This window comes from Cryptosporangium phraense, assembly GCF_006912135.1.
Lineage (GTDB): Bacteria > Actinomycetota > Actinomycetes > Mycobacteriales > Cryptosporangiaceae > Cryptosporangium > Cryptosporangium phraense.
The window spans coordinates 64385-83871 of sequence record NZ_VIRS01000002.1 but is presented as its reverse complement, the minus strand read 5'-3'; the positions used below and the strand labels follow the sequence as shown (position 1 = coordinate 83871).

Sequence of the window (19487 nt, the reverse complement as noted above, 5' to 3'; positions counted from 1 at the left end):
CGCACAGCGCTCACACCAGCGCGATCTGTAGTCGTAAGATCCCTGCTGGGGCGCACGACCGACCGGCCCCGCCCGGCACTGGCTGCTCACCAGTACCGCGCGAGCCGGTCGCACCAGCGGAGAGGTGACGTGTGCCCGGGATCGACGAGAGCCTCCGCACCGCTATGTCCATTCCCGGCGTCCTCGGCGCCGGGCTGGTCGACTACGCCTCCGGCCTGGCCGTCGGCAGCGCCGGTGACTGGCCCTGCGGCGAGGAGCCCGCGGCCGCCGGGGCCACCGAGGTCGCCCGGGCCGCGCTGGAGAACGCCACGTTCGCGGTCTCGGCCGAGGGCGACATCGTCGAGGACATCGTGGTGGCCTCGGTCGCCCGCTATCACGTGCTGCGGTTCCTGAACGCCAGATTGGACAGCCGGCTCTTCCTCTACCTCTGGCTCGACCGGGAGCACGCGAACCTGGCGATGGCCCGCCACCGGCTCGCCGGGCTCGCGTCCGACCTGGTGCTGGGCTGATGTCCGGCGTCTCGGCCGAGGTGGCTCCCCGCCGTTGGGGAGGTGTTCCCGAGGCTCTGGACGAGTTGACCGCGGGCCGGGCCACCGGCGCGGTTCACGTCGAGGGGGGATCGATCTACCTGCTCGACGGCGAGATCTACTACGTGCAGACGCCGGCCGCGCCCGGGGTCGACTGCCTGTTACAGGCGTCCGGCACCGTGCCGCCGTCGGTGTTCCAGACCGCTTGGACGGCCGGGGCCGCCGCCGGTCAGGTCGGCGAGGTGCTGGTCAAGTCCGGTGCGCTCAGCCGGGGCGAGGCCGAGCTGTGCACCGCGACGGCGATCGCCGACGGGGCGTTCGCGCTGTTCATGGCCCCTCCGGGCGAGGTCCGGTTCGCGCCGGGCGAGGGGCACTGGTGGGGCGCGCTCCGCCGGGTCGCTCCGGCCGCCCTGGAGGCCCAGGTCCGCAAACGACGCCGATTACTCGAGCGGACGCCTCCCGGTGACGCCGACGACCAGCCGGTGGTCGCCGCCGGGCGTCTCGGGCGCCACCACGTCGTCCTGACCGATCTGCAGTGGGAGCTGGTCGTCCACGCGGACGGCCGGCGGACCCCACGGGAGCTGGCCCGGCTGCTCGGGCGCTCGGCGTTCAGCGCCGTGCTCGAGACCCGCCGCCTGATCACCGCCGGCCTGATCCGGGTCGTCGCCGCTCCCCCGCTCAACCTGCCCCCGGCGCACGCGGCTCCCTCGCGGGCCGTCCCGCCGTACGCTGCGCCGCCGTACGTGCCGGCCCTGCCCGTCGACCCCGGGCCGCCGGCCGCCGCCACCTCGTCGCCGCCCGCGATCTCGCCGCCACCGGAAGCGTCCCAATCGTCCGGACCATCGTCGTCCGGATCATCGTCGTCCGGATCACCCTCGGCCGACGGGCCGGCCGAGGCCACGCGGCCGTTGCCCGTACGGCGGCCGGCGCACTCGGCGCCGCTTCCCCGGCGGCAGCCGGGGGCCGCCCTACGCGGGGTCGTCCCGGTCGGGCCGCAGCCGGGCGTTCCATCCGGGTCGGTGCTCGACGTACCGGAACCGGACACCGGACTGCTCTCCCGGGTCCGCAACGCGCTGGAGGGCCTCCGATGAGCGCTCGCTGGCCGCTCGGATCCTGGCGAGCCGTCGCGCTGCCGACGCAGCGGGTCGGCCCACTGGTGCCGCGACGCCCGGCCCGGCTGAAGGAGCTCCGAACCGACGAAGGGAGTGTGGTGGAGCGCGAGAACGAGGCGGAGGTGCTGGCCCAGATCCGGGGGCTGCGCGATCGGGTCCGCCACGTGGCCGGGAGCCTGGTCGCGAGCGTGGACGGGCGGCTGGTCGCGCACGACACCCACGGCATCGAACCGGACGGGATGGCCGCGATGTCGGCGGCCGTGCTCGGGCTCAGCCAGCGGGTGATCGAGAGCGTGGGCCCCGGCCAGTTCGCCGAGACCGTCACCCGGGGCACCCGCGGCTACGTGGCGACGTACGCCGCCGGCCCGCGGGCCGTCCTCACCGTCCTCACCGGCGAGGAGACGAACATCGGCCGGCTCCACCTGGAGGCGCGGCAGGTCGCGAACCGCCTGGCCGCCCTGCTCGAGGAAGCAACGTCGAACCGGTAACACCCTCTACAAAGGAGAGAACATGGCAAACGTCGACACCGCCCTCAAAGAGGCCATGACGATCGAAGGAGCGATCGGTGTGGCGCTCGTCGACTACAACAGCGGGATGGCGCTGGGCACGCTCGGCGGCACCAAGGACTTCGACCTGAACGTCGCCGCCGCGGGCAACACCGACGTCGTCCGGGCCAAGATGCGCACGATGGAGATGCTCAACCTGGGTGCCGACATCGACGACATCCTGATCACGCTGCGGCACCAGTACCACATCATTCGGCCGGTGCAGTCGCGGTCGGGCAAGGGGTTGTTCATCTACCTGGCGCTGGACCGCCAGCGGGCGAACCTGGCGATGGCGCGTCACCAGCTGTCCCGGGTCGAGAACGACCTCGAAGTCTGACCGGGTGAGCGCCCGGGGGCTACTCCCCGGGCGCCACCAGCACCGCGCGGACGAACTCGGTGGCGACCGCGTCCAGCTCGGTGAGCCGGTCCGCGCGGCCGTCTTCGACCGCCTCCAGCACCAGCTCGTTCAGCCCGCCGATCACCGCGGTGGCCATCGCGGCCGAGATCGGCCGGGCCCCGGGGCGCGCTCGCGCTCCCTCTTCGGCCCGCTCCAGCAGCAGCGTGGCGAACCGCTGCTGCCCACGCCGGCGCAGGCGCAGCGCCTCCGGACCGGCCGACTGGATCTCCAGCAGCATCGTGCGGGTGAGCGCCGGCTCGGTCTGCAGCGCCGCCAGGTAGGCGTGCACCGCGGCCCGCACCTGCTCGACCCAGCCCAGATCGGGCTGCGCGGCCTCGTCGGCCAGCCGGAGCAGCCGGTCGCTGGCCGAGGCGTAGACCGCGAGGAAGCACTCCTGCTTGTCGGCGAAGTGCTCGTAGAACGTCCGCTTGGAGACCCGGGCGTGGCGGGCGATGTCGGCGATCGTCACCGCGCTGTAGCCCTTCTCGACCAGCGCGGTGGCCATGCCCGCGAGCAGTCGGACGCGGTGGCCGTTCGCGCGCGCGTTCTCGGCCGAGCGGTCGGCGGGGCGAGCCTGCTCGGAATGTCGCGTCGCGGACGATGTCACCTCTGTCCCCCTCCTCGCCCGAATGGTACCGTCACCGACAGTCTGGTACTACGCAGTACCAGACGCCTGACCCCGGAGAGATGTCATGGCTACGCGAAAATTCCCCCGTGGAAAGACCGTCCTGATCACCGGCGCAGCTCGCGGAATCGGCGCCGAACTGGCCCGGCAGGCGACGGCCGCGGGCGCCCGGGTGGCCCTCGTCGGGCTCGAGCCCGATCGGCTGTCGGCGCTGGCCGACGAGCTCGGACCCACCGCGAGCTGGGCCGAGTGCGACGTCACCGACCAGGCCGCGCTGGAAGCCGCGGTCGAGAGCACGCTGGCCGCGCACGGCGCGATCGACATCGTCGTGGCCAACGCGGGCATCGCCAACCACGGCACGATCGCGGTCTCCCCGCCCGAGGCGGTGGCCAGGGTGATCGAGGTGAACCTGCTCGGCGTCGTCCGCACGGTGACCTCGACGCTGCCCGCGGTGACCGCCGCGCGCGGCCACTACCTGCTGATCTCCTCCGCGGCCGCGTTCACGATCCTGCCCGGCATGACCGCCTACAGCGCGGCGAAGGCCGGCGTCGAGCAGTTCGCCAACGGTCTGCGGCTCGAGGTCGCCCACAAGGGCGTGACGGTCGGTTCGGCCCATCCGATCTGGATCGACACCGACATGGTCCGCGACCTGCGCGACGACGTCGGTGCGGCCCGCGAGAGCGCCCGCCGCCTGCCCGGGTTCCTCGGCGCGACCGTCTCGGTGGAGGACTGCGCCTCCACGCTGCTCGACAGCATCGCCCGGCGCGCGCGGAAGGTGTACGTCCCGCGTTCGGTGGCCGTCCTGTCGGCAATGCGGACGATAATCCTGGGGCCGCTCGTCGAACGCGCGATGATCGCCCAGGCAAAGAATCACGTGCCGCAGTTCGAGGCGGAGGTGCTCGCGACCGGCCGCTTCTTCGGCAAGAACAGCACGGCCAAGTTCTGATTTCGGAGGCAACGATGCCGGTCGACCAGTCCCTCGTGCCGTTACTCGCGCTGATCAACTCGCCGCAGATACCGAAGCTCGGTACGGGCACGCCCACCGAAGCCCGCGCGAACTTCCGCGCGTTCACGGTCGACGTGCGCGACCCGGCCACGCTGGTGCCGGTCGCCGCGATCGAGAACGTGACGATCGACGGCGCGAACGGGACGCCGCTGCCCGGCCGCATCTACCGCCCGGACGTCGACGGCCCGACGCCGACGATCGTGTTCTTCCACGGCGGCGGGTTCGTGCTCGGCGACATCGACACCCACGACGACCAGTGCCGATGGCTGTGCCGGGAGGTCGGCGCGGTCGTGGTCAGCGTCGGGTACCGGCTCGCGCCGGAGTCGCCGTTCCCCGGACCGGCCGACGACGCGCTGGCCGCGGTCCGCTGGGCGGCGGCCCGGATAAGCGGCCTCGGCGGTGATCCGGACCGGCTGGCCGTCGCCGGGGACAGCGCGGGCGGCAACCTGGCCGCGGTCGTCGCCCAGGACTGCCGGGACGCCGGCGGCCCCGCCCTCGCCGCGCAACTGCTGCTCTACCCGGCGGCCGACTTCGCCGGGGACTACCCGTCGATGGTCGAGAACGCCGAGGGCTACTTCCTCACCGGGTCGGACATGATCTGGTTCACCACCCACTACGTCCCGCGCGACGCCGACCCGGCCGACCCCCGGCTCTCGCCGCTGCGCGGACGGCTCGACGGGCTGCCGCCCGCGGTGGTGGCCACTGCGGGCTTCGACCCACTGCGCGACGCCGGGGACGCTTACGCGTCCGCGTTGAACGAGGCCGGCGTGCGGACGATCGCCCACCGGTTCGACGGGCTGATCCACGGCTTCTTCGGCATGGGCCCGGTGTCCCCGGCGTCCGAGCAGGCCGTTCAGACCATCTGCGCTTCCCTGCGGGAGCTGCTCGCGTAGCGCGCCGACACGGCCCGGCGGGCCAGGTCGACGGCCTCGGCGACGTCCACGTCGGCGACCGCTGCACCGGCCGCGACGCCGGTCGTCGCCAGCACGTCACCGCCCGGGTCGACGACCTTGGCGCTGGCGACGAACCGCAGGTCGCCGAAGCGTCCGGACTGGTTGGCCGACAGCCAGAGCAGCTGGTTCTCGACCGCCCGGGCCTGGTCGAACAGGTCGAACTGGCGGGTCCAGCGGTCGCGCCCGAGGTCGGGTGACGCGTTGGCGCGGCTGGCCGGCCAGGCCGAGAGGCAGACGCCGATGGCCGCGCCGTCCGCGGCCAGCGCCCGGGCCGCGTCCGGGGACGCCTTGTCGTAGCAGATCATCAGCCCGATCCGGCCGACCGGAGTGTCGAAGGCGCCCGGCTGGTGCGCCTGACGGTGACGTCCGAGCACGCCGTCGCCGGTCACGCAGACCGCGCTGTTGTACCGGACGCCCTCGTCGGCCCGCTCGTAGTAGCCCGCGCACAGCACCATGTCGCCGGCGATCGCGGCCAGCCGCCGGAGCTCCGGGCCGTCCGGGTCGAGCGCGGGCGGCTCGTCGGCGTCCGGAGCCCGGTACCCGCCGAGGCTGGCCTCGGGCAGCGCCAGCAGCTGGACGCCCCGGGCCCGGGCCAGCGCGACCAGGCGCTCGATGCGGGCGAAGCACTCGTCGAGATCGCGTCCGAACGGCGCCGCGACCGCCGCCACCCTTGTCGTCCTCATGAATTCCCCCAGGGGAGTCGTGGGTCCGGAATCACTGTGCGCAGGGGTTCAGGTGATGATCGGGTGCGGCCCGGTTGCGGTTGAGGAGCTGCCCGCGCCTGAGGAGTTGCCCGCTCCGACCGTGCGGAGCATGTCGGCGACGGCCTGGCCGGCCCAGCGGACCAGCGCGTCGGTGCCGGCCCGGTAGGGGACGACGACCGGCTGCACACCGCGGGCGATCAGCCGCGCGGCCCCGGACACCAGGTCGCCGGGGTTCTCCCCGGCGCCGACGACCAGGCACGTGGTGACCCGGTAGCGGCCGAACACCCGGACCGCTTCGTCCCAGGCTCGTTCGTAGCCCGACAGCGGCACGGCTTCGGCGTCGGAATCGCGGGCTCGTACGTCGTCGTCCAGCGAACCGATGTGGATCCCGACGTCGGTGACGCCGGCCGTCCGGAGCTGGTGGAGCACGCACGCGTCGGCCGGACCGCAGTCCACCGCGACGCGCATCCCGGGGACGTCGTCCCGGACCGCACGCACGTAGTGCGGGACGTCGTCCGGGACCTCGGCGGTCAGCCACATCCGGGCCAGGCCGTCCTCCCACGCGTCCCGGGCCAGCAGGACCAGCTGGGCCGGGCTCCGGACCGGGAGCGGTTGCGATTCGGCCGACGTCAGGGCCGATGGGCAGAAGCGACAGACCGACGCTCTGGTGTCGGCCGGGGCCGGTCTGTCGACCGGGCGCGCAATGCGGACGCGGAGTACGGATCCGCCGTCCTTGCCACCGTTCCGGGACACGGTGCTCCTCCTGTACGTCGGTCCCGCGGACCGTGCGGCATGAACCGATTCAGCGGCATCCCGGAATGCCACGTGGGTCAATCGGTCCTGGATCGATCCGCGGTGCGTGCTTCCAGTCCAGAGGTCGCGGATTAACTGACGATGACAACCGGAATAAACTCGTGTCGCAGTCCGAATTGCATGCCACGAACCAGACCATTTAGGTTCAGTCCCTGCGTTGGCCGCGACCGGCCTCCGACCCACGACCCCAAAGCTGTGGGGGACAGCCTGTGACCACCACCTCGCCCGCCCGGACACCCGCGCCCCGAGGAAGACCCCGGGACCCGGCCCTGGAAGACCGCGTCTTCCGCGCCGCGATCGAGCTGTTCGGCCAGAAGGGCTGGGCCGGCTTCACGATCGACGGGGTCGCGAAGGCCGCCGGCGTCGGGAAGGCATCGCTCTACCTGCGCTGGAACAGCAAACAGCAACTCCTGTTCGACGCGCTGGGAGCCAGGGCGTCGATCGACGTCTCGATCGACACCGGCGACATCCGGTCCGACCTGCGCCACCTCGGGTCCCAGTTGCTGGGCATGTTCTGGGACGACGGCGGGGTCACGTACATGCGCCTGGTGGTCGAGGGTGCGGTGCACAGCGAGTTCGCCGAGCACCGCGACCGGCTCACCCACCCGACGATCGCGGCCGCCCGCCAGATCGTCCGGCGCGCGGCCGCCCGAGGTGAGCTGCCTCCCGGCACGTCGCCCGCGGTGGTGCTGGACGCGATTCTCGGCGCGACGATCATGCACGTCGCGGTGACGCCGGTGGAGCTGCGCGAGGCTGCTCGGGAGCAGAGCGACGAGTATCTCGATGAGCTGGTGGATCTGATTCTGGCCGGGGTGCGCCGGGCGGTCTGAGGTTTTGTTCGGGGGTCGGCCGTTGGCGTCGCGGGCGTCGCGGGATCAACCGCGGGCGTCGCGGGATCAACCGCGGGCGTCGCGGGGTGGGCCGCCGTCGGCTTCCGGGGGGCCGTAGCGGCCGGCGTGTCCGTCGGCCGGGAGTACCACCTGGGTGCAGCGGCTGCTGGCGAGCTGGGCGCCGTCGGCGTCGTACAGGTCGGCGGCGCAGAAGATCACCCGGCGGGTCCGGCGGATCACCTCGCCGGTCGCCCGGAGCAGGCCCGGCCGGGAGCTGCGCAGGAACTCGACCCGCAGGTCAGCGGTGAGGAACGCCTGGTCCCGATCGAGGACGGTCCAGCAGGCGCCGCCCATCGCCGCGTCGAGGAGCGCGGTGACCAGGCCGCCCTGGACGATCGGGCCGCCGGCCGACGGGAAGCAGTAGTCGGCGGTGGCGTCCCACTCGACCGCGGTGGCGCCCGGCGACCAGCCGGCCCGGCGGTACCCGAGCGTCCGCCACAGGTGCGGCCCTTCCCCGCGGCGGTTCTCCCACTCGTCGACGTCGGCGAACCGCTCGCCGGCCGTGATGCCTCGATCGGAGATCAGTCGTTCGTCGGTCATCTGGCTCCTTAGTTGCCGACCAGCGGTGAGCATCCCGCACCAGAGCCCCCGCCGACGCAGTTCCGCGGGAGCCGACCGATTCTGCCGACTTATCGCGCTAATTTCCGCGCCGATGACCCCGACAAGTCGTCATTCGACGCGGACGAAGGCAAGTTGCGAGCGCAGCGCAGGCCGCACGAGCGGACGCAGCACGGGCAGCGCGGGCGGCGCGGGCGCGCGCAGCGCAGGCGGCGCGGGCGCAGCGTGGGCGGCGCGGGCGATGACCGCACCCCGGCATCGGAGGCGAGCGCGCCGCCGGCAGCCGCCCGAGCCGGGGACACACGCTGGGGCCGCCGGCCACGCCGGACCGCGCGGGCCACGACCCCGACGCTGCCCCGCGAATGGCCGGCGGCTGACCCCTCACGGGCCGCTGTCCCAGGATCCGACGCAGGCCGCAGCCCAGAGGCCGACGCGAGCTGCGGACCGGAGGCGACACAGGCCGCGATTCGGAGCCACCGCGAGCCACGGGCGCGCCCGACGGCCCAAGACGGGTTGCCGACGCGGCCCCGGGGGCCGATACAGCTACGGGCGCAAGCCACCGGGCCGCCGCAGGCTGGGTGGCCGAGCGCTCGGGAGCGGGCGCGCGGGCGCGGGGCCGCCGCGGGCTGCGGGCCGACGGTCGTCAGGGCCGCAGGCTCGGCGTAGGCGCAAGTCACGGCCGCCCCGAGGTACGGACACCTGCCGTCGCCGGCTCGGCAGCGCGTCAGAAAGGCGCACTGAGGACCACGGCTCAGGGCGGGCGCGCCACCGGGCCGTCGCGGCTACGGGCTTCACATATTGCGGCCGCAGGAGCCGGCCGTCGCCGCGGCGGGTTTCCGGCGCTAGGGGCGGGTCGCCGAGGGCCGCAGCGTCTGGTCGCTGCGGGCAGGCGGCTGTTCGACCGGCGCGCCGGATCGCTCGCAGTCGGCTGACGCGTCGGTCGCTGGTGGATGAGGTGAGCTGGTCGGGCGTGGCGAGCCGGGGTCGAACCGGTCCGGCCGGGACCTCAGCGGCGTGAAGCGTGGGGCATCGGGCGCGGCCCAACCCCACCGGCCCCGCCCCGCACCGGTCTCGGACCGGCCGGACACCGGCACCGGCACCGGATTCACACCGGCACTGACTCCGCAACCCCCGGACCGGCACCGCACCCGCCCCGGACCGGCACCCACCCCGCTACCGGCGCCGGTCGCGGCCAGTAGGGCAGGACGTCAGGGGCTACGCGGCCACGGCGGGGGCCAGGGCCTCCAGATCGTGGATGAGCGTCGTGCACTCGGCCAGCAGCGTTCGGGGGACTCGGATCGTGTGCTGGGGGCCGGAGCGGCCGCCGGCCTGGGAGCCCAGGTGCGCGGCCAGCCAGTCGACCGTCGCGACCAGGTGGCCGTGCAGATCGGCCAGCAACAGATCGAGCTCGTGGAGCTCGGCGACCAGCACCCGGCGGGTCGTCCAGCGGCCGGGGTTGGTCGACGAGCCGGCCAGCCACGCACTGGCCTGCTGGCCGGCGTCCGCGGCGCCGGACACCGAGCGATTCTCGGGCGGGACGGCGGCGGTGATGCGCAGCAGGCTGTACGAGGCACGGGCGGCTAGCGCCTGACGCGTCTCGTGGAGCTGCATGAGCGCGTAGAGGTCGTCCGGAGCGGAGGGAGTAATCGACACAAATCCGACGTCGACCGCGCCACCCCAGAGCTTCGGGCCGGGAGCATCACGCTCCCGGCCCGCAACCTCGATCAGGCCTTGGGGTCCGCGGACTGGATGACTTCGAACTCCAGCAGCGTCGAACCCGACGCGACCGGGCGGGCGCGTTCGCCCGAGTGGGCCTCCATGGCCGGGCCGTTCACCCAGGCCTGGAAGTGCTCCTCGCTCTCCCAGCGCGTGTACACGAAGTAGCGGGTCTCCCCCTTCACCGGACGCAGCAGCTCGAACCCGAGGAACCCGGGCGACCCCTCGACCGCGCCGTGCCGGGCACCGAACCGCTTCTCGAGCTCCGGCCCGGCACCTTCAGGAACCTCGATCGCATTGATCTTCACGACAGCCATGAGGGGAGCCTAATCTCCGACACGTGCGCGCTCACGATGCGCCATCCGACGCCGAACCGCGCCCACGTCTGCGACTGCCGCCCCAGCGCCTCGCCCGACGGATAGGTGAACAGCGTGGTCACGACCGCGTAATCGGCGCCGAACGTCGTGACCCGGGTCTCGGTGAGCGTTCGGCCGAGCGGCACCGGAGGCTGGGCCGCCCGCCACGCCCGCAACTCCTCGACGCCGTTCTGGCGATCGGCGATCCCGAACCGCACGGTCTCCGGGGCGTCCCAGAACCAGCCGAGGATCGTGGCCCGATCGTCCCGCTGCAAAGCGTCCTCATAGGAAGAGAACGCTGCACGGACCTCAGCCACGATCTCCGGCCGGTCCACCTCCATCAGATCTTCTCCTCGGCGGGCACCGCCCGCGGGGCGGGCATGGCGTCGGCGGCCGGCACCACCGTCGCGGCCGGCTCCTCGCCGGGCTGCACGACCGCTCCCCCGCCGTGCAGGCGGTCGAGTTCGATCTCCTCGGCGTCGGGGACCCGGGGCGCCGGACGCGTCGCCGCGAACGCGGCGCAGACCACCGCGACGAACAGGTAGCCGAGCGAGACCGGACCGTTCATGTTCCAGCCGACCTCGGGCGCGTGGATCAGCCCGATGAACGAGAGCACCGAACCGACCGCGGCCACCACCGTCGCGCCGATGAACTTCTTGTCGATCAGGAAGACGACGAGAGCACCGAGCACCATCCCGGCGAGCACCGCGCCCTGCCCCAGCGTGTTCAACCCCCCGTACACCACACCCGCGTTGTTCAGCGCGTCCTCGCCGACCGCGGCCGCCGTGGTACCGGCGGCGGCCAGCGCGTTGTCCATCTGCCCGGCCGCCCAGGACGCGATGTTCGGGATCAGCGCCGCGACGACCGCGGCCGCGTGGGCCCGTGGTGTCGCCTGGAACGCCTGGGCGCCGATCAGCAACCCGATGTAGAGCAGGATCGGGACGATCGCGGCCGTCGGGAGCACGGCCCCCAACAGCGAGAACATGCCCAGGAAGCAGAGGATCGCGATCACTACCCCGGTCGCCAGCGAGTACCCGGCCCGGCCGCCGGCCGCCTTCCACCCCGGGTGACCGACGTACACCGCGGGCGGGAACGGCGAGCCGAGCGCGGCCCCGATCACCGCGCCGGCGCCGTCGGCCAGCAGGACGCTGCGCAGGTTGTAGCTGTCGCCGGCAGTCGCGGCGCTCTCGACGTTCGTCATGCCCTCGGTGAAGTTGTAGACGCCGAGCGGGATCGCGGTCGCGAGCAGCGGCCCGACCTCTTTCAACCCGTCGAACAGGTCACCGAAGTGGAAGGTCGGGATCGCGAACGCGATGTCCTTGGCCGCCGCGCTGACGTCGGGCACCGACATCGCCCCGCCGATCCAGCCGATCGCGGTACCGAGCACCAGCGCGGCCAAGCCGATCGGGATGTTGCCCGGCAGCTTGAGGTCGGTGAACAGCCCGACCAGGAGCAACGCGAACACCGGCAGCGCGATCCAGGCCTGGGCCCACATCTGCCCGGCCGGGCGCATCGAGATGAACGTGATGCTGATTCCCGCGAGGGTGCCGAGCATCGCCGCCCGAGGCGTCCAGCGCCGGATGTACGGGCCGACGAACGCGCCGATCAGCACGATGATGCCGATGATGAACGCCCAGGCCAGACCGGCCTGCCAGGCCTGCACCGGGTTCTTCGTCTTCAGGTAGATCGGCAGCATGATCAGGAATACGACGATGAACATGTGCGGGACGCTCGGCCCGTACGGCATCGCGGTGACGTCGGTGCGGTTCTCGCGCGCGGCCAGGCGACGGGCGAGATACGTGTAGTACGCGTTGCCGACGACGAGCGCGATGCCCAGCGCGGGCAGGATCGAGCCGAAGACGTCGTCCTTGGGGATGTGCACGACGAACAGGCACAGGCTCGACAACGTCAGGACGTTGACCAGCACGTTGATGCCTAAGCCGAAGAACGCGTTGGTGTCGCCCCGGACCCAGAACGGCAGGGCGGTGTCCGAGCGGGAAAGCTTGATCATCGTCATCTCTCCAGGGCGTCGAGCACGGACGCGGACGGGGCCACCCAGCCGAAGATCCCGCCCTGGGCGGCGATCATGTCGAGGGCGACGCGGTGGAACTCCGGGAAGTACGAGCCGACGCAGTCTTCGAGGACCAGGCACTCGTAGCCCCGGTCGTTGGCCTCGCGCACGGTCGTGTGCACGCAGACCTCGGTGGTGACGCCGGCGACGATCAGGCTCTTGATGCCGGCTTCGGCCAGGAGATCGCCGAACGACGTCGCGTAGAACGCGCCCTTGCCCGGCTTGTCGACGACCGGCTCGCCGGGAAGCGGCTTGAGCTCGTCGACGATGTCCTGCCCCTCTTCGCCGACGACGAGGATCCGGCCTTTCGGACCCTCGTCGCCGATTCGAAGCGTCGGGTTGCCGCGGTCGCGCTTGGCGTCCGGGAGGTCGGAGAGGTCGGGCTGGTGCCCCTCGCGGGTGTGGATGATCGGAATGCCGACGGCCCGGAACGCGGTGAGGATCGCCGCGGTCGGTTCGATCGTCGACCGCAGCAGGCTGACGTCGTTGCCGAGCGTCTCGCCGAAGCCGCCAGGTTCCATGAAGTCGCGCTGCATGTCGATGACGACGAGCGCGGTCGTCGCCGGGTCGAAGGTGAACGGGTAGGGACGGGCGTCGACGGAGAGAGTGGGCATCGGCATGCGCCTCCCGGGTCAGTTCGTGGCCGCGATGATGTCGTCGGAGGTGCTGACGCAGCCGAAGACGCCGCCCTGCATCGTCACCATGTGCAGGGCTGCGGCGTGGTTGGCGGGATCGGTCGCGCCGGTGCAGTCGGACAGGATCACGCACTCGTAGCCCCGGTCGTTGGCCTCGCGCATCGTCGTGTGGACGCACACGTCGGTCGTGATGCCGGTGAGGATGAGGTGCGTGATGCCGTGCGTCCGGAGCACGAGGTCGAGGTTCGTGGCGTAGAACGCGCCCTTGCCCGGCTTGTCGACGACGACCTCGCCGGGCACCGGCGCGACCTCGGGGACGATCTCCCAGCCCGGCTCGCCGCGGACGAGGATGCGCCCGCACGGGCCCGGCGCCCCGATCTCGGCGCCGATCTGCGCCGACCGCCAGCGCTTGTTCGGCGGGAGGTCGGAGAGGTCGCGGTCGTGACCCTCGCGGGTGTGGATGACGAGCATCCCGATCGAGCGGGCGTGCTCCAGCAGTTTGGCGGTGGTCGGGAGACCGGCCCGGGTGAGCTCGATGTCGTAGCCCATCGAGTCGACGTAACCACCCGGGCCGCAGAAGTCGGTCTGCCAGTCGATGAGGAGAAGTGCAGTTTTGTCGGCGGGTACCGAGCCGTCGTACGGCCAGGCGTAGGGCTGCGCGTTCACCGGCCCGATCCGGGCCGTTCCCTCGGATTGCATACAGTCGATTGTCGAGCGACTCTTTTCAGAAACCGCTCCTGCGCGTTACGTATCGATGACGCTAGGAGATGTACTGGCGGGCGCCGTGCGACGCGAGCTCGGCGACGATCGTGTCGGCGTCGGCTCCGCTGACCGCGATCGCGTCGAAGAGGCGCCGGTGGCGGGCCACGTTGTCGGCGCCGTGCCCGGTGTCGGCCTCGCGGCGCAGGTTGATCGCCATGTAGAGCTGGGTCTTCACCAGCACCGACTCGTGCACCCAGGCCAGCTGGCGGTTGTCGGCCAGCCCGACCAGCGCGATGTGGAACCGCCGGTGCGCCTCGGCCATCGCGAACCGGTCGCCCACGTCGTCGGCCACCCGCATCGCGTCGAGCTCGGCGTGCAGCGCGACCAGCCGGCGGGGGTCGTCGATCGGGAACGCCTGCTCGACCGCGTACCGCTCCAGGACGTCCCGCACCCCGTACAGCTGCTGCAGGTCGGCGTCCGTGAGCGTGGCGACGCGAGCCCCCCGGCGCGGGAAGTGGTCGATCAGGCCCTGCTGGGCCAGCAGGCGGAGCGCCTCGCGGAGCGGGGCGCGGCTGATGCCGAAACGGCGGGTGAGCTGTTCCTCGATGAGTCTTTCGCCCGGTTCGGTGCCGCCGCTGAGGATGTCCGCGCGGAGCCGGGCGACCGCCAGGTCGACCAGGCTCGGGGTTTCCAGCGCATCCGTCTCGGATGGCGCGACGACGTTCTCCACGCCGTTCAGTCTGCCAGCCGGACGAAAACCCGAACTGACCCTCCGTTCGGCGGATCCAGTCCAGACCGGAGAGTCACATCTACCCGACCGGAGCGGCAGACCCCTACCGGGCCAGCACGGGACGTCCGCCGGATCGCGTGACGCGGCCCCGGCCCGACCGTCAGATTGAGTCCGAGAAGTGTTCTGGTGCGAACGTTCCGGGCGTTCTCGCCACGATCTCGGTTCCACCCGACGGCCCGCACCCTGTACACGGGCCGCGCCGCCGCGTGTGCCGACGACGAGAATGCTTCCGACAAATCGGAGAGGACCGGGGCGATGACCACGACGTCCGTTTAACAGCAGCCACACCCGTGCGCGCGAGCGATTGTCGCGAAGCGACAGTGCTGCTCACACCGTGGCCGGCCGGGCATTGTCGGGGTTCCGACTACCACACCCGGACCAGTCACTTGTCCGGTTACGCCGCCCTTAGGCCCGTGATAACTTTCACCGGATTCATGGTCCAGCTACAGGCGCCGGCCAACCGCCGATGTTCGACGCTCCTCTCCATCCCTCCGAGTGGAGGAACTCCCCATGCGTCTGCCTCGTCTCCGGCTGACCGCAGCAGTAGTCGCTGTGTGCGTCTCGGCCTTCGTACTCGGCACCGCCTCGCCGGCCCAAGCCCACAAGCACCCCACGCCGGTCCAGCTCATCTCGCCCGCCGTGGTCCGGATCATGACGTACGGCAAGGTCAGCATCTCGCTGATCGAGCACAACTTCCGCGGCTCGACCGGTAACGACATCTCGCTGGTCCAGCGCTCGTACGAGCCGTTGCTGGCCACCGGGAGCGGCGCGGTCGTCAACCCCAGCGGCACGATCGTGACGTCACCGACCGTCACCGGGGTCGACCTGAGCCGGGCCGCGAACTTCGCGATCAACAAGATCTTCAACGAGCGCTACGGCGACGGCGCGCCGATGCCCGCCGACCCGTACAGCAAGGCGAAGCCGTCGGGCAACACCTCCGACGTCGTCAGCCGCCGGCTGCAGCGCTGCTACCAGGGCAACACCACCGACGAGACCGGTGGCTGCGTGATCTTCACCCAGGCCGTCGTCGTCGTGCAGCCGTTCGTCGCCGACCAGAAGCAGTTCGGCAACCTGCCCGCCGAGGTCGTGTACCCGACCGGCGGCAAGAAGGCGCCGGTGTCGGTGCTGAAGGTCGGCGCGAGCAGCATGCCGTCGGTCGTGCTGGGCAGCTCGTCCGCCGACGTCGAGGCGATCTCCGAGCTCGGCTTCACGAACACGCCGACCGACGAGAAGTCGCTCAAGATCGTCCAGGCGCACTTCACCAAGAAGGGCAGTGGGGTCGAGCGGCCGAACGACGACTACCAGGCCGAGGTGAACGCCGGCTTCACCAACGGCCTGGACGGCGCTCCGGTCGTCTCGGAGAAGGGCCAGGTGGTCGGCTTCCTCACGAAGTCCGGCAGCCAGGTCAAGCTGGTCGGCCCGGACGCGGTCGCCGACGCGCTGTCCGCGGTCGGCGTCACGCCCGAGCGCGGCCCGACCGACCTCGTCTACGAGAACGCGCTGCACAACTACAACAACGGCCTCTACTCGGCGGCCGCGCCGAACCTGGCCCAGGTGCTCAAGCTCTACCCCGGCCACGCGCTCGCGACCGAGAAGCTCGCGGTCGCCAACCAGCGCAAGGGCACGTCGGCCGACAAGGGCAGCGAGGGCGCGACCGACACGTCGGGCTTCGGCTCGACCGACAACGGTAGTTCGAGTGACTCCGGTTCGTCGCCGAACATCCTGCTCTGGGGTGGGCTGGCCGCCGTCGTCGTCCTCGCGCTGCTGCTCGGCTTCGTGCTCTTCCGCGGACGGGGCGGCAAGAACAAGACCGTCACCGGTCCGACGCCGGACCCGAACATGATGCCGGGCTACGGGCAGCCGTACCCCGGCGCTGCCCCGCCGCCCGGCTGGGTCGATCCGCGCCAGCCCGGTGGTCCCTACGGCGGCCCGTACCCGTACCCGGGCGTGCCCGCGTACACCGAGCCACCGGCCGGTGCGCCGCAGTCGGGCGTGCCGTACGTCGACCCGAACGGGCAGACCGTTCTGCACTACGTGCCGGGTGTTCCGGGCAACGCGCCCGCTCTGCCCGGTGCCGCGCCGGGCAACTCGGGTGCGGGCTCGCCCAGCGGCGCTACCGTGGTCGCCGCGGACGGCGAGGCACCCACTAGCCTGCTTGCCGCCCGTCCGGGTGACGCGCCGGCCGACGGGGCCGGAAGCTGTGACCATTGTGGGCAGCCGCTCCAGTCGGGGCAGCAGTTCTGCGGTTACTGCGGTAGCCGGGTGCACTGAGACGTCGTGTCGAACCGAACCGGTGGTCAGCGATGAGTGGTGATTCGATCGAGTCCGCGCGCCTCGAAGGGCTTCGCGCTGCGGGCTACGAGATGCAGTCGCTCATCGGGCGCGGTGGGATGGCCTACGTCTACCGCGCGGAAGACACCCGACTCGGCCGCATCGTCGCGGTGAAGGTGCTCGCGCCGGAACTCGCCCAGAACGAGGAGTTCCGGCAGCGGTTCCTTCGCGAGTCGCGACTGGCCGCGTCACTCGACCATCCGAACATCATCCCGATCTACGAGGCCGGCGAGGTCGACGGCCACCTCTACCTGGCCATGCGCTTCGTGGAGGGCGCCGACCTCAAGGTCGTGCTCAAGCGGCGCGGGACGCTCACCGTCGACGAGGCGATGGGCGTCTTCGGCCAGGTCGGGGCGGCCCTGGACGCCGCCCACAAGGCCGGGCTGGTCCACCGGGACGTCAAGCCGGCGAACATCCTGGTCTCGGCGGCCACCGCGCCGGGCGGCCGCGACCACGTGTACCTGTCCGACTTCGGCCTCACCAAGCGGGCGTCGTCGCTGACCGGCGTCACCGCGACCGGCATCGTCGTCGGGACGATGGACTACGTCGCACCCGAGCAGATCGGCGGCAAGGCCGTCGACGCCCGCACCGACGTCTACGCGCTGGGCTGCGTGGTCTACCAGTCGCTGACCGGCAAGGTGCCGTTCACCAGGGACGACGACGCGGCCCTGCTCTGGGCGCACCTGATGGAGATGCCTGCGCCGATCAGCTCGGTGCGCCCGGACATTCCGGCGGCGGTCGACAAGGTCGTCGAGACCGCGATGGCGAAGGGCCCGGAGGGGCGGTTCGCGTCCTGCGGCGAGTTCATCAGCGCGTTGGGCGCCGCCTTCAGCGGCAACCCGGTGAACCTTCCGGCCAGCGCGACCGGTGGCACCGCGGTCAGCCCGAGCAGCGCGCCCCCGTCGACGTATCCGGGCAGCCCGACGTACCCGGGCGGACCGCAGTCGGGCGCCCAGACCGGGGCGCAAACCGGGGCGCAGCCTCAGGGCACTACGCCGCTGCCGACCACGCACATTCCGGGCGGGGAGTACTCACCGCAGACGCCGTACCCGCACCAGTACTCGCCGACCCAGTTCCCGCCCGGCACCTACCCGCCCCAGTCGGCGCCACCCCACTCGGCCCCACCGGCCTCGGCGCCGCCGCAGTACTCGACCCCGCCGCCGGGGATGGCTCCGTACTCGGCGCCGCCGAGTCAGCACAGCGGGGTCCCCTACCCGTACTCGGCCCCGCCGCAGCCCGGCTCGGCCCCGCCGTACCCGTACTCGGCCCCGCCGGCCGCGTCCGCCCCGCCGTACCCCTACTCGTCGCCCCCGCACGGCGTGAGTGGCCCTCCGCACGGTGTGAGCGGTCCGCCGCACGGCGTCAGCGGGCCGCCCGCGGGCTCGGCGTCGTCGTCCGGCTCGGGGCGGCGGAAATTGCTGATCGGCGGGCTGGCCGCGGCGATCGTCGTCGTGATCGTGCTGGTGGGGATCTCGCTCCTCAAACCGTTCCAGGAGGGCACGAAGCACTTCACCGCCAACGAGACGGTGCCGATCTCGTTCGACTACCCGGCAAGCTGGAAACAGGCCGGTCCGGGCACGAACGTGGTGTTCTCGCCGCACGCGAGCGAGGCGTTGTCGCTGTTCGGCACGCCGGGCGCGAGCACGGTCTGGAGCGACCTCGACCGGGTGGAGAAGAAGGACCCCGACTCGGTGGTCGGGGTGTACACGACGCTGTCGACCACGGACTTCCCGGCCAACCCGGACGATCGCAAGGCCTCGCTCTCCACCCAGCTGCCGGCCACCGTGACGCTCAACGTCCAGCAGACGACGGTCGTCGACGGGCGGGACGCGACCCGACACGACGGCTCGCTGCAGGAGTCGGGCGGCGACGGCAACCTGCGGATCCGCTGCTTCATCGTCAAGGACCCGACGTCCACCCAGACCGTCGTGCTGGTGTTCTTCGCGTCCGAGAGCGCCTGGGACAAGAACGAGGGCAAGTTCAAGACCTTGCTCGATTCCGTGAAGTTCCGTTCCTGAGGGAGAGTCCCGGTCGATGGAGTGGTCAACGCTGTCCATGATCAGCGACAAGGAGCGGCGCGAGCTGCTGGCCGTCGCCCGCAGGCGGAAGTTCCGCCGGAACGAGGTCCTGTTCCACGAGGGTGACCCGGCGAACTCCCTGCACCTGATCGAGTCCGGTCATGTCAGCGTCCGGGTCACGACCGACGCGGGAGACAGCGTCACGCTGGCGATCGCCGGCCCCGGCGAGACCGTCGGCGAGCTCGCGCTGCTCGAGGCCGACCCGAGCAAGGCCGTGCGGTCGGCGACCGTGACCGCGCTCGAGGGCTGCGAGACGCTGTCACTGCAGCGTGACCGGTTCGACGCGCTGCGTCAGCAGTACCCGCCGATGGACCGCGTGCTGGCCCAGTTACTGGCCAACCAGGTGCGCCGGTTGAACGGCCGGCTGTTGGAGTTCCTCTACCTGCCCGCCGACAAGCGCGTGCTGCGCCGGCTGGCCAACCTGGCCCGCGCCTACGACGACGGCCAGACCCGTCCGGTCGCGGTGCCGCTGACCCAGGAGGTCATCGCCAGCCTGGCCGGGACGTCGCGGCCGACGACCAACCAGGCGCTGCGCGCGGTCGAGGAGGCGGGCATCATCGCGATCGGACGATCGAAGATCGAAATCCTCAACCCGGCTGCGCTCGTGCGTAAGGCCCGGTGACTGTTTCCCCGCCTACCCCGCCTACCCCGCGTGAGCCAGACCACGAAGTCAGGTCT

General features: G+C 71.8%; 21 protein-coding genes. 10 read left to right on the top strand and 11 right to left on the bottom strand.

Annotated features, from left to right (window positions below; all coding sequences use genetic code 11):
- The first annotated feature begins 131 nt into the window (after positions 1-131).
- The 4 genes from FL583_RS02660 to FL583_RS02645 are packed head-to-tail and all read left to right on the top strand — an operon-like array spanning position 132 to position 2521.
- Positions 132-509 (top strand): hypothetical protein, encoded by a 378-nt coding sequence (locus tag FL583_RS02660; protein ID WP_142702843.1) that lies wholly within the window; start codon positions 132-134, stop codon positions 507-509.
- Positions 509-1618, top strand: coding sequence for a DUF4388 domain-containing protein (locus tag FL583_RS02655; protein WP_142702842.1), 1110 nt, complete (start codon positions 509-511; stop codon positions 1616-1618). The genes FL583_RS02660 and FL583_RS02655 overlap by 1 nt, the downstream gene beginning before the upstream one ends.
- Positions 1615-2127 carry a roadblock/LC7 domain-containing protein gene (locus tag FL583_RS02650; RefSeq protein ID WP_142702841.1) on the top strand — a complete coding sequence of 171 codons (513 nt, stop codon included), beginning with the start codon at positions 1615-1617 and terminating at the stop codon, positions 2125-2127. Before FL583_RS02655 ends, FL583_RS02650 begins: the two co-directional genes overlap by 4 nt.
- Before the next feature lie 22 nt (positions 2128-2149).
- Complete coding sequence (locus FL583_RS02645; RefSeq protein ID WP_142702840.1) at positions 2150-2521, top strand: hypothetical protein; 372 nt, start codon at positions 2150-2152, stop codon at positions 2519-2521.
- A gap of 19 nt (positions 2522-2540) precedes the next feature.
- Here the strand turns inward: FL583_RS02645 and FL583_RS02640 are convergent, their stop codons facing one another.
- Positions 2541-3188 (bottom strand): TetR/AcrR family transcriptional regulator, encoded by a 648-nt coding sequence (locus tag FL583_RS02640; protein ID WP_142702839.1) that lies wholly within the window; start codon positions 3186-3188, stop codon positions 2541-2543.
- Between the two features lie 85 nt (positions 3189-3273).
- Here FL583_RS02640 and FL583_RS02635 point away from each other — a divergent pair, with 85 nt between their 5' ends.
- Together FL583_RS02635 and FL583_RS02630 are read left to right on the top strand one after the other, a co-directional pair.
- Entirely contained in the window at positions 3274-4152 is an 879-nt protein-coding gene (locus FL583_RS02635) for an SDR family oxidoreductase (RefSeq protein WP_142702838.1), read from the top strand.
- 14 nt (positions 4153-4166) lie between these two features.
- Positions 4167-5105, top strand: a complete 939-nt coding sequence (locus FL583_RS02630) for an alpha/beta hydrolase (RefSeq protein WP_142702837.1) — start codon at positions 4167-4169, stop codon at positions 5103-5105.
- Here the strand turns inward: FL583_RS02630 and FL583_RS02625 are convergent.
- Both FL583_RS02625 and FL583_RS02620 read right to left on the bottom strand, forming a co-directional pair.
- On the bottom strand, positions 5066-5848 hold the full coding sequence (locus tag FL583_RS02625) for a carbon-nitrogen hydrolase family protein (protein ID WP_142702836.1): 783 nt from the start codon (positions 5846-5848) through the stop codon (positions 5066-5068). The two genes, FL583_RS02630 and FL583_RS02625, sit on opposite strands and share 40 nt — an antisense overlap.
- A 48-nt stretch (positions 5849-5896) precedes the next feature.
- Positions 5897-6622, bottom strand: a complete 726-nt coding sequence (locus tag FL583_RS02620; RefSeq protein WP_142702835.1) for a radical SAM protein — start codon at positions 6620-6622, stop codon at positions 5897-5899.
- A gap of 269 nt (positions 6623-6891) precedes the next feature.
- On the opposite strand from FL583_RS02620, the gene FL583_RS02615 reads away from it, so the two are divergent.
- Entirely contained in the window at positions 6892-7512 is a 621-nt protein-coding gene (locus FL583_RS02615; protein ID WP_142702834.1) for a TetR/AcrR family transcriptional regulator, read from the top strand.
- 66 nt (positions 7513-7578) lie between these two features.
- On the opposite strand, the gene FL583_RS02610 is transcribed toward FL583_RS02615, so the two are convergent.
- The 8 genes from FL583_RS02610 to FL583_RS02575 all read right to left on the bottom strand — a co-directional run bounded on the left by FL583_RS02610 (position 7579) and on the right by FL583_RS02575 (position 14340).
- Positions 7579-8112: a PaaI family thioesterase gene (locus tag FL583_RS02610; protein ID WP_142702833.1), complete on the bottom strand. Its 534-nt coding sequence runs from the start codon at positions 8110-8112 to the stop codon at positions 7579-7581.
- A gap of 1233 nt (positions 8113-9345) precedes the next feature.
- Positions 9346-9783 carry a hypothetical protein gene (locus FL583_RS02605; RefSeq protein ID WP_142702832.1) on the bottom strand — a complete coding sequence of 146 codons (438 nt, stop codon included), beginning with the start codon at positions 9781-9783 and terminating at the stop codon, positions 9346-9348.
- A 71-nt stretch (positions 9784-9854) separates the two neighbouring features.
- Positions 9855-10163, bottom strand: coding sequence for an antibiotic biosynthesis monooxygenase family protein (locus FL583_RS02600; RefSeq protein WP_142702831.1), 309 nt, complete (start codon positions 10161-10163; stop codon positions 9855-9857).
- Entirely contained in the window at positions 10151-10543 is a 393-nt protein-coding gene (hpxZ, locus tag FL583_RS02595) for an oxalurate catabolism protein HpxZ (RefSeq protein ID WP_142702830.1), read from the bottom strand. The genes FL583_RS02600 and hpxZ overlap by 13 nt, the downstream gene beginning before the upstream one ends.
- Complete coding sequence (locus FL583_RS02590) at positions 10543-12213, bottom strand: regulator (RefSeq protein ID WP_142702829.1); 1671 nt, start codon at positions 12211-12213, stop codon at positions 10543-10545. The genes hpxZ and FL583_RS02590 overlap by 1 nt, the downstream gene beginning before the upstream one ends.
- A 2-nt stretch (positions 12214-12215) precedes the next feature.
- Positions 12216-12893 (bottom strand): cysteine hydrolase family protein, encoded by a 678-nt coding sequence (locus FL583_RS02585; protein ID WP_142702828.1) that lies wholly within the window; start codon positions 12891-12893, stop codon positions 12216-12218.
- A gap of 12 nt (positions 12894-12905) precedes the next feature.
- The gene (biuH, locus tag FL583_RS02580; protein ID WP_142702827.1) at positions 12906-13607 is read right to left on the bottom strand and encodes a biuret amidohydrolase; all 702 of its coding nucleotides are present in this window, start codon (positions 13605-13607) and stop codon (positions 12906-12908) included.
- Between the two features lie 61 nt (positions 13608-13668).
- Entirely contained in the window at positions 13669-14340 is a 672-nt protein-coding gene (locus FL583_RS02575; RefSeq protein ID WP_142702826.1) for a GntR family transcriptional regulator, read from the bottom strand.
- Between the two features lie 570 nt (positions 14341-14910).
- On the opposite strand from FL583_RS02575, the gene FL583_RS02570 reads away from it, so the two are divergent.
- The 3 genes from FL583_RS02570 to FL583_RS02560 are packed head-to-tail and all read left to right on the top strand — an operon-like array spanning position 14911 to position 19431.
- Entirely contained in the window at positions 14911-16671 is a 1761-nt protein-coding gene (locus FL583_RS02570; RefSeq protein ID WP_142702825.1) for a zinc ribbon domain-containing protein, read from the top strand.
- Between the two features lie 32 nt (positions 16672-16703).
- Positions 16704-18749: a serine/threonine-protein kinase gene (locus tag FL583_RS02565; RefSeq protein ID WP_142702824.1), complete on the top strand. Its 2046-nt coding sequence runs from the start codon at positions 16704-16706 to the stop codon at positions 18747-18749.
- 16 nt (positions 18750-18765) lie between these two features.
- Positions 18766-19431, top strand: a complete 666-nt coding sequence (locus FL583_RS02560) for a Crp/Fnr family transcriptional regulator (protein WP_142702823.1) — start codon at positions 18766-18768, stop codon at positions 19429-19431.
- Positions 19432-19487 lie beyond the last annotated feature (56 nt).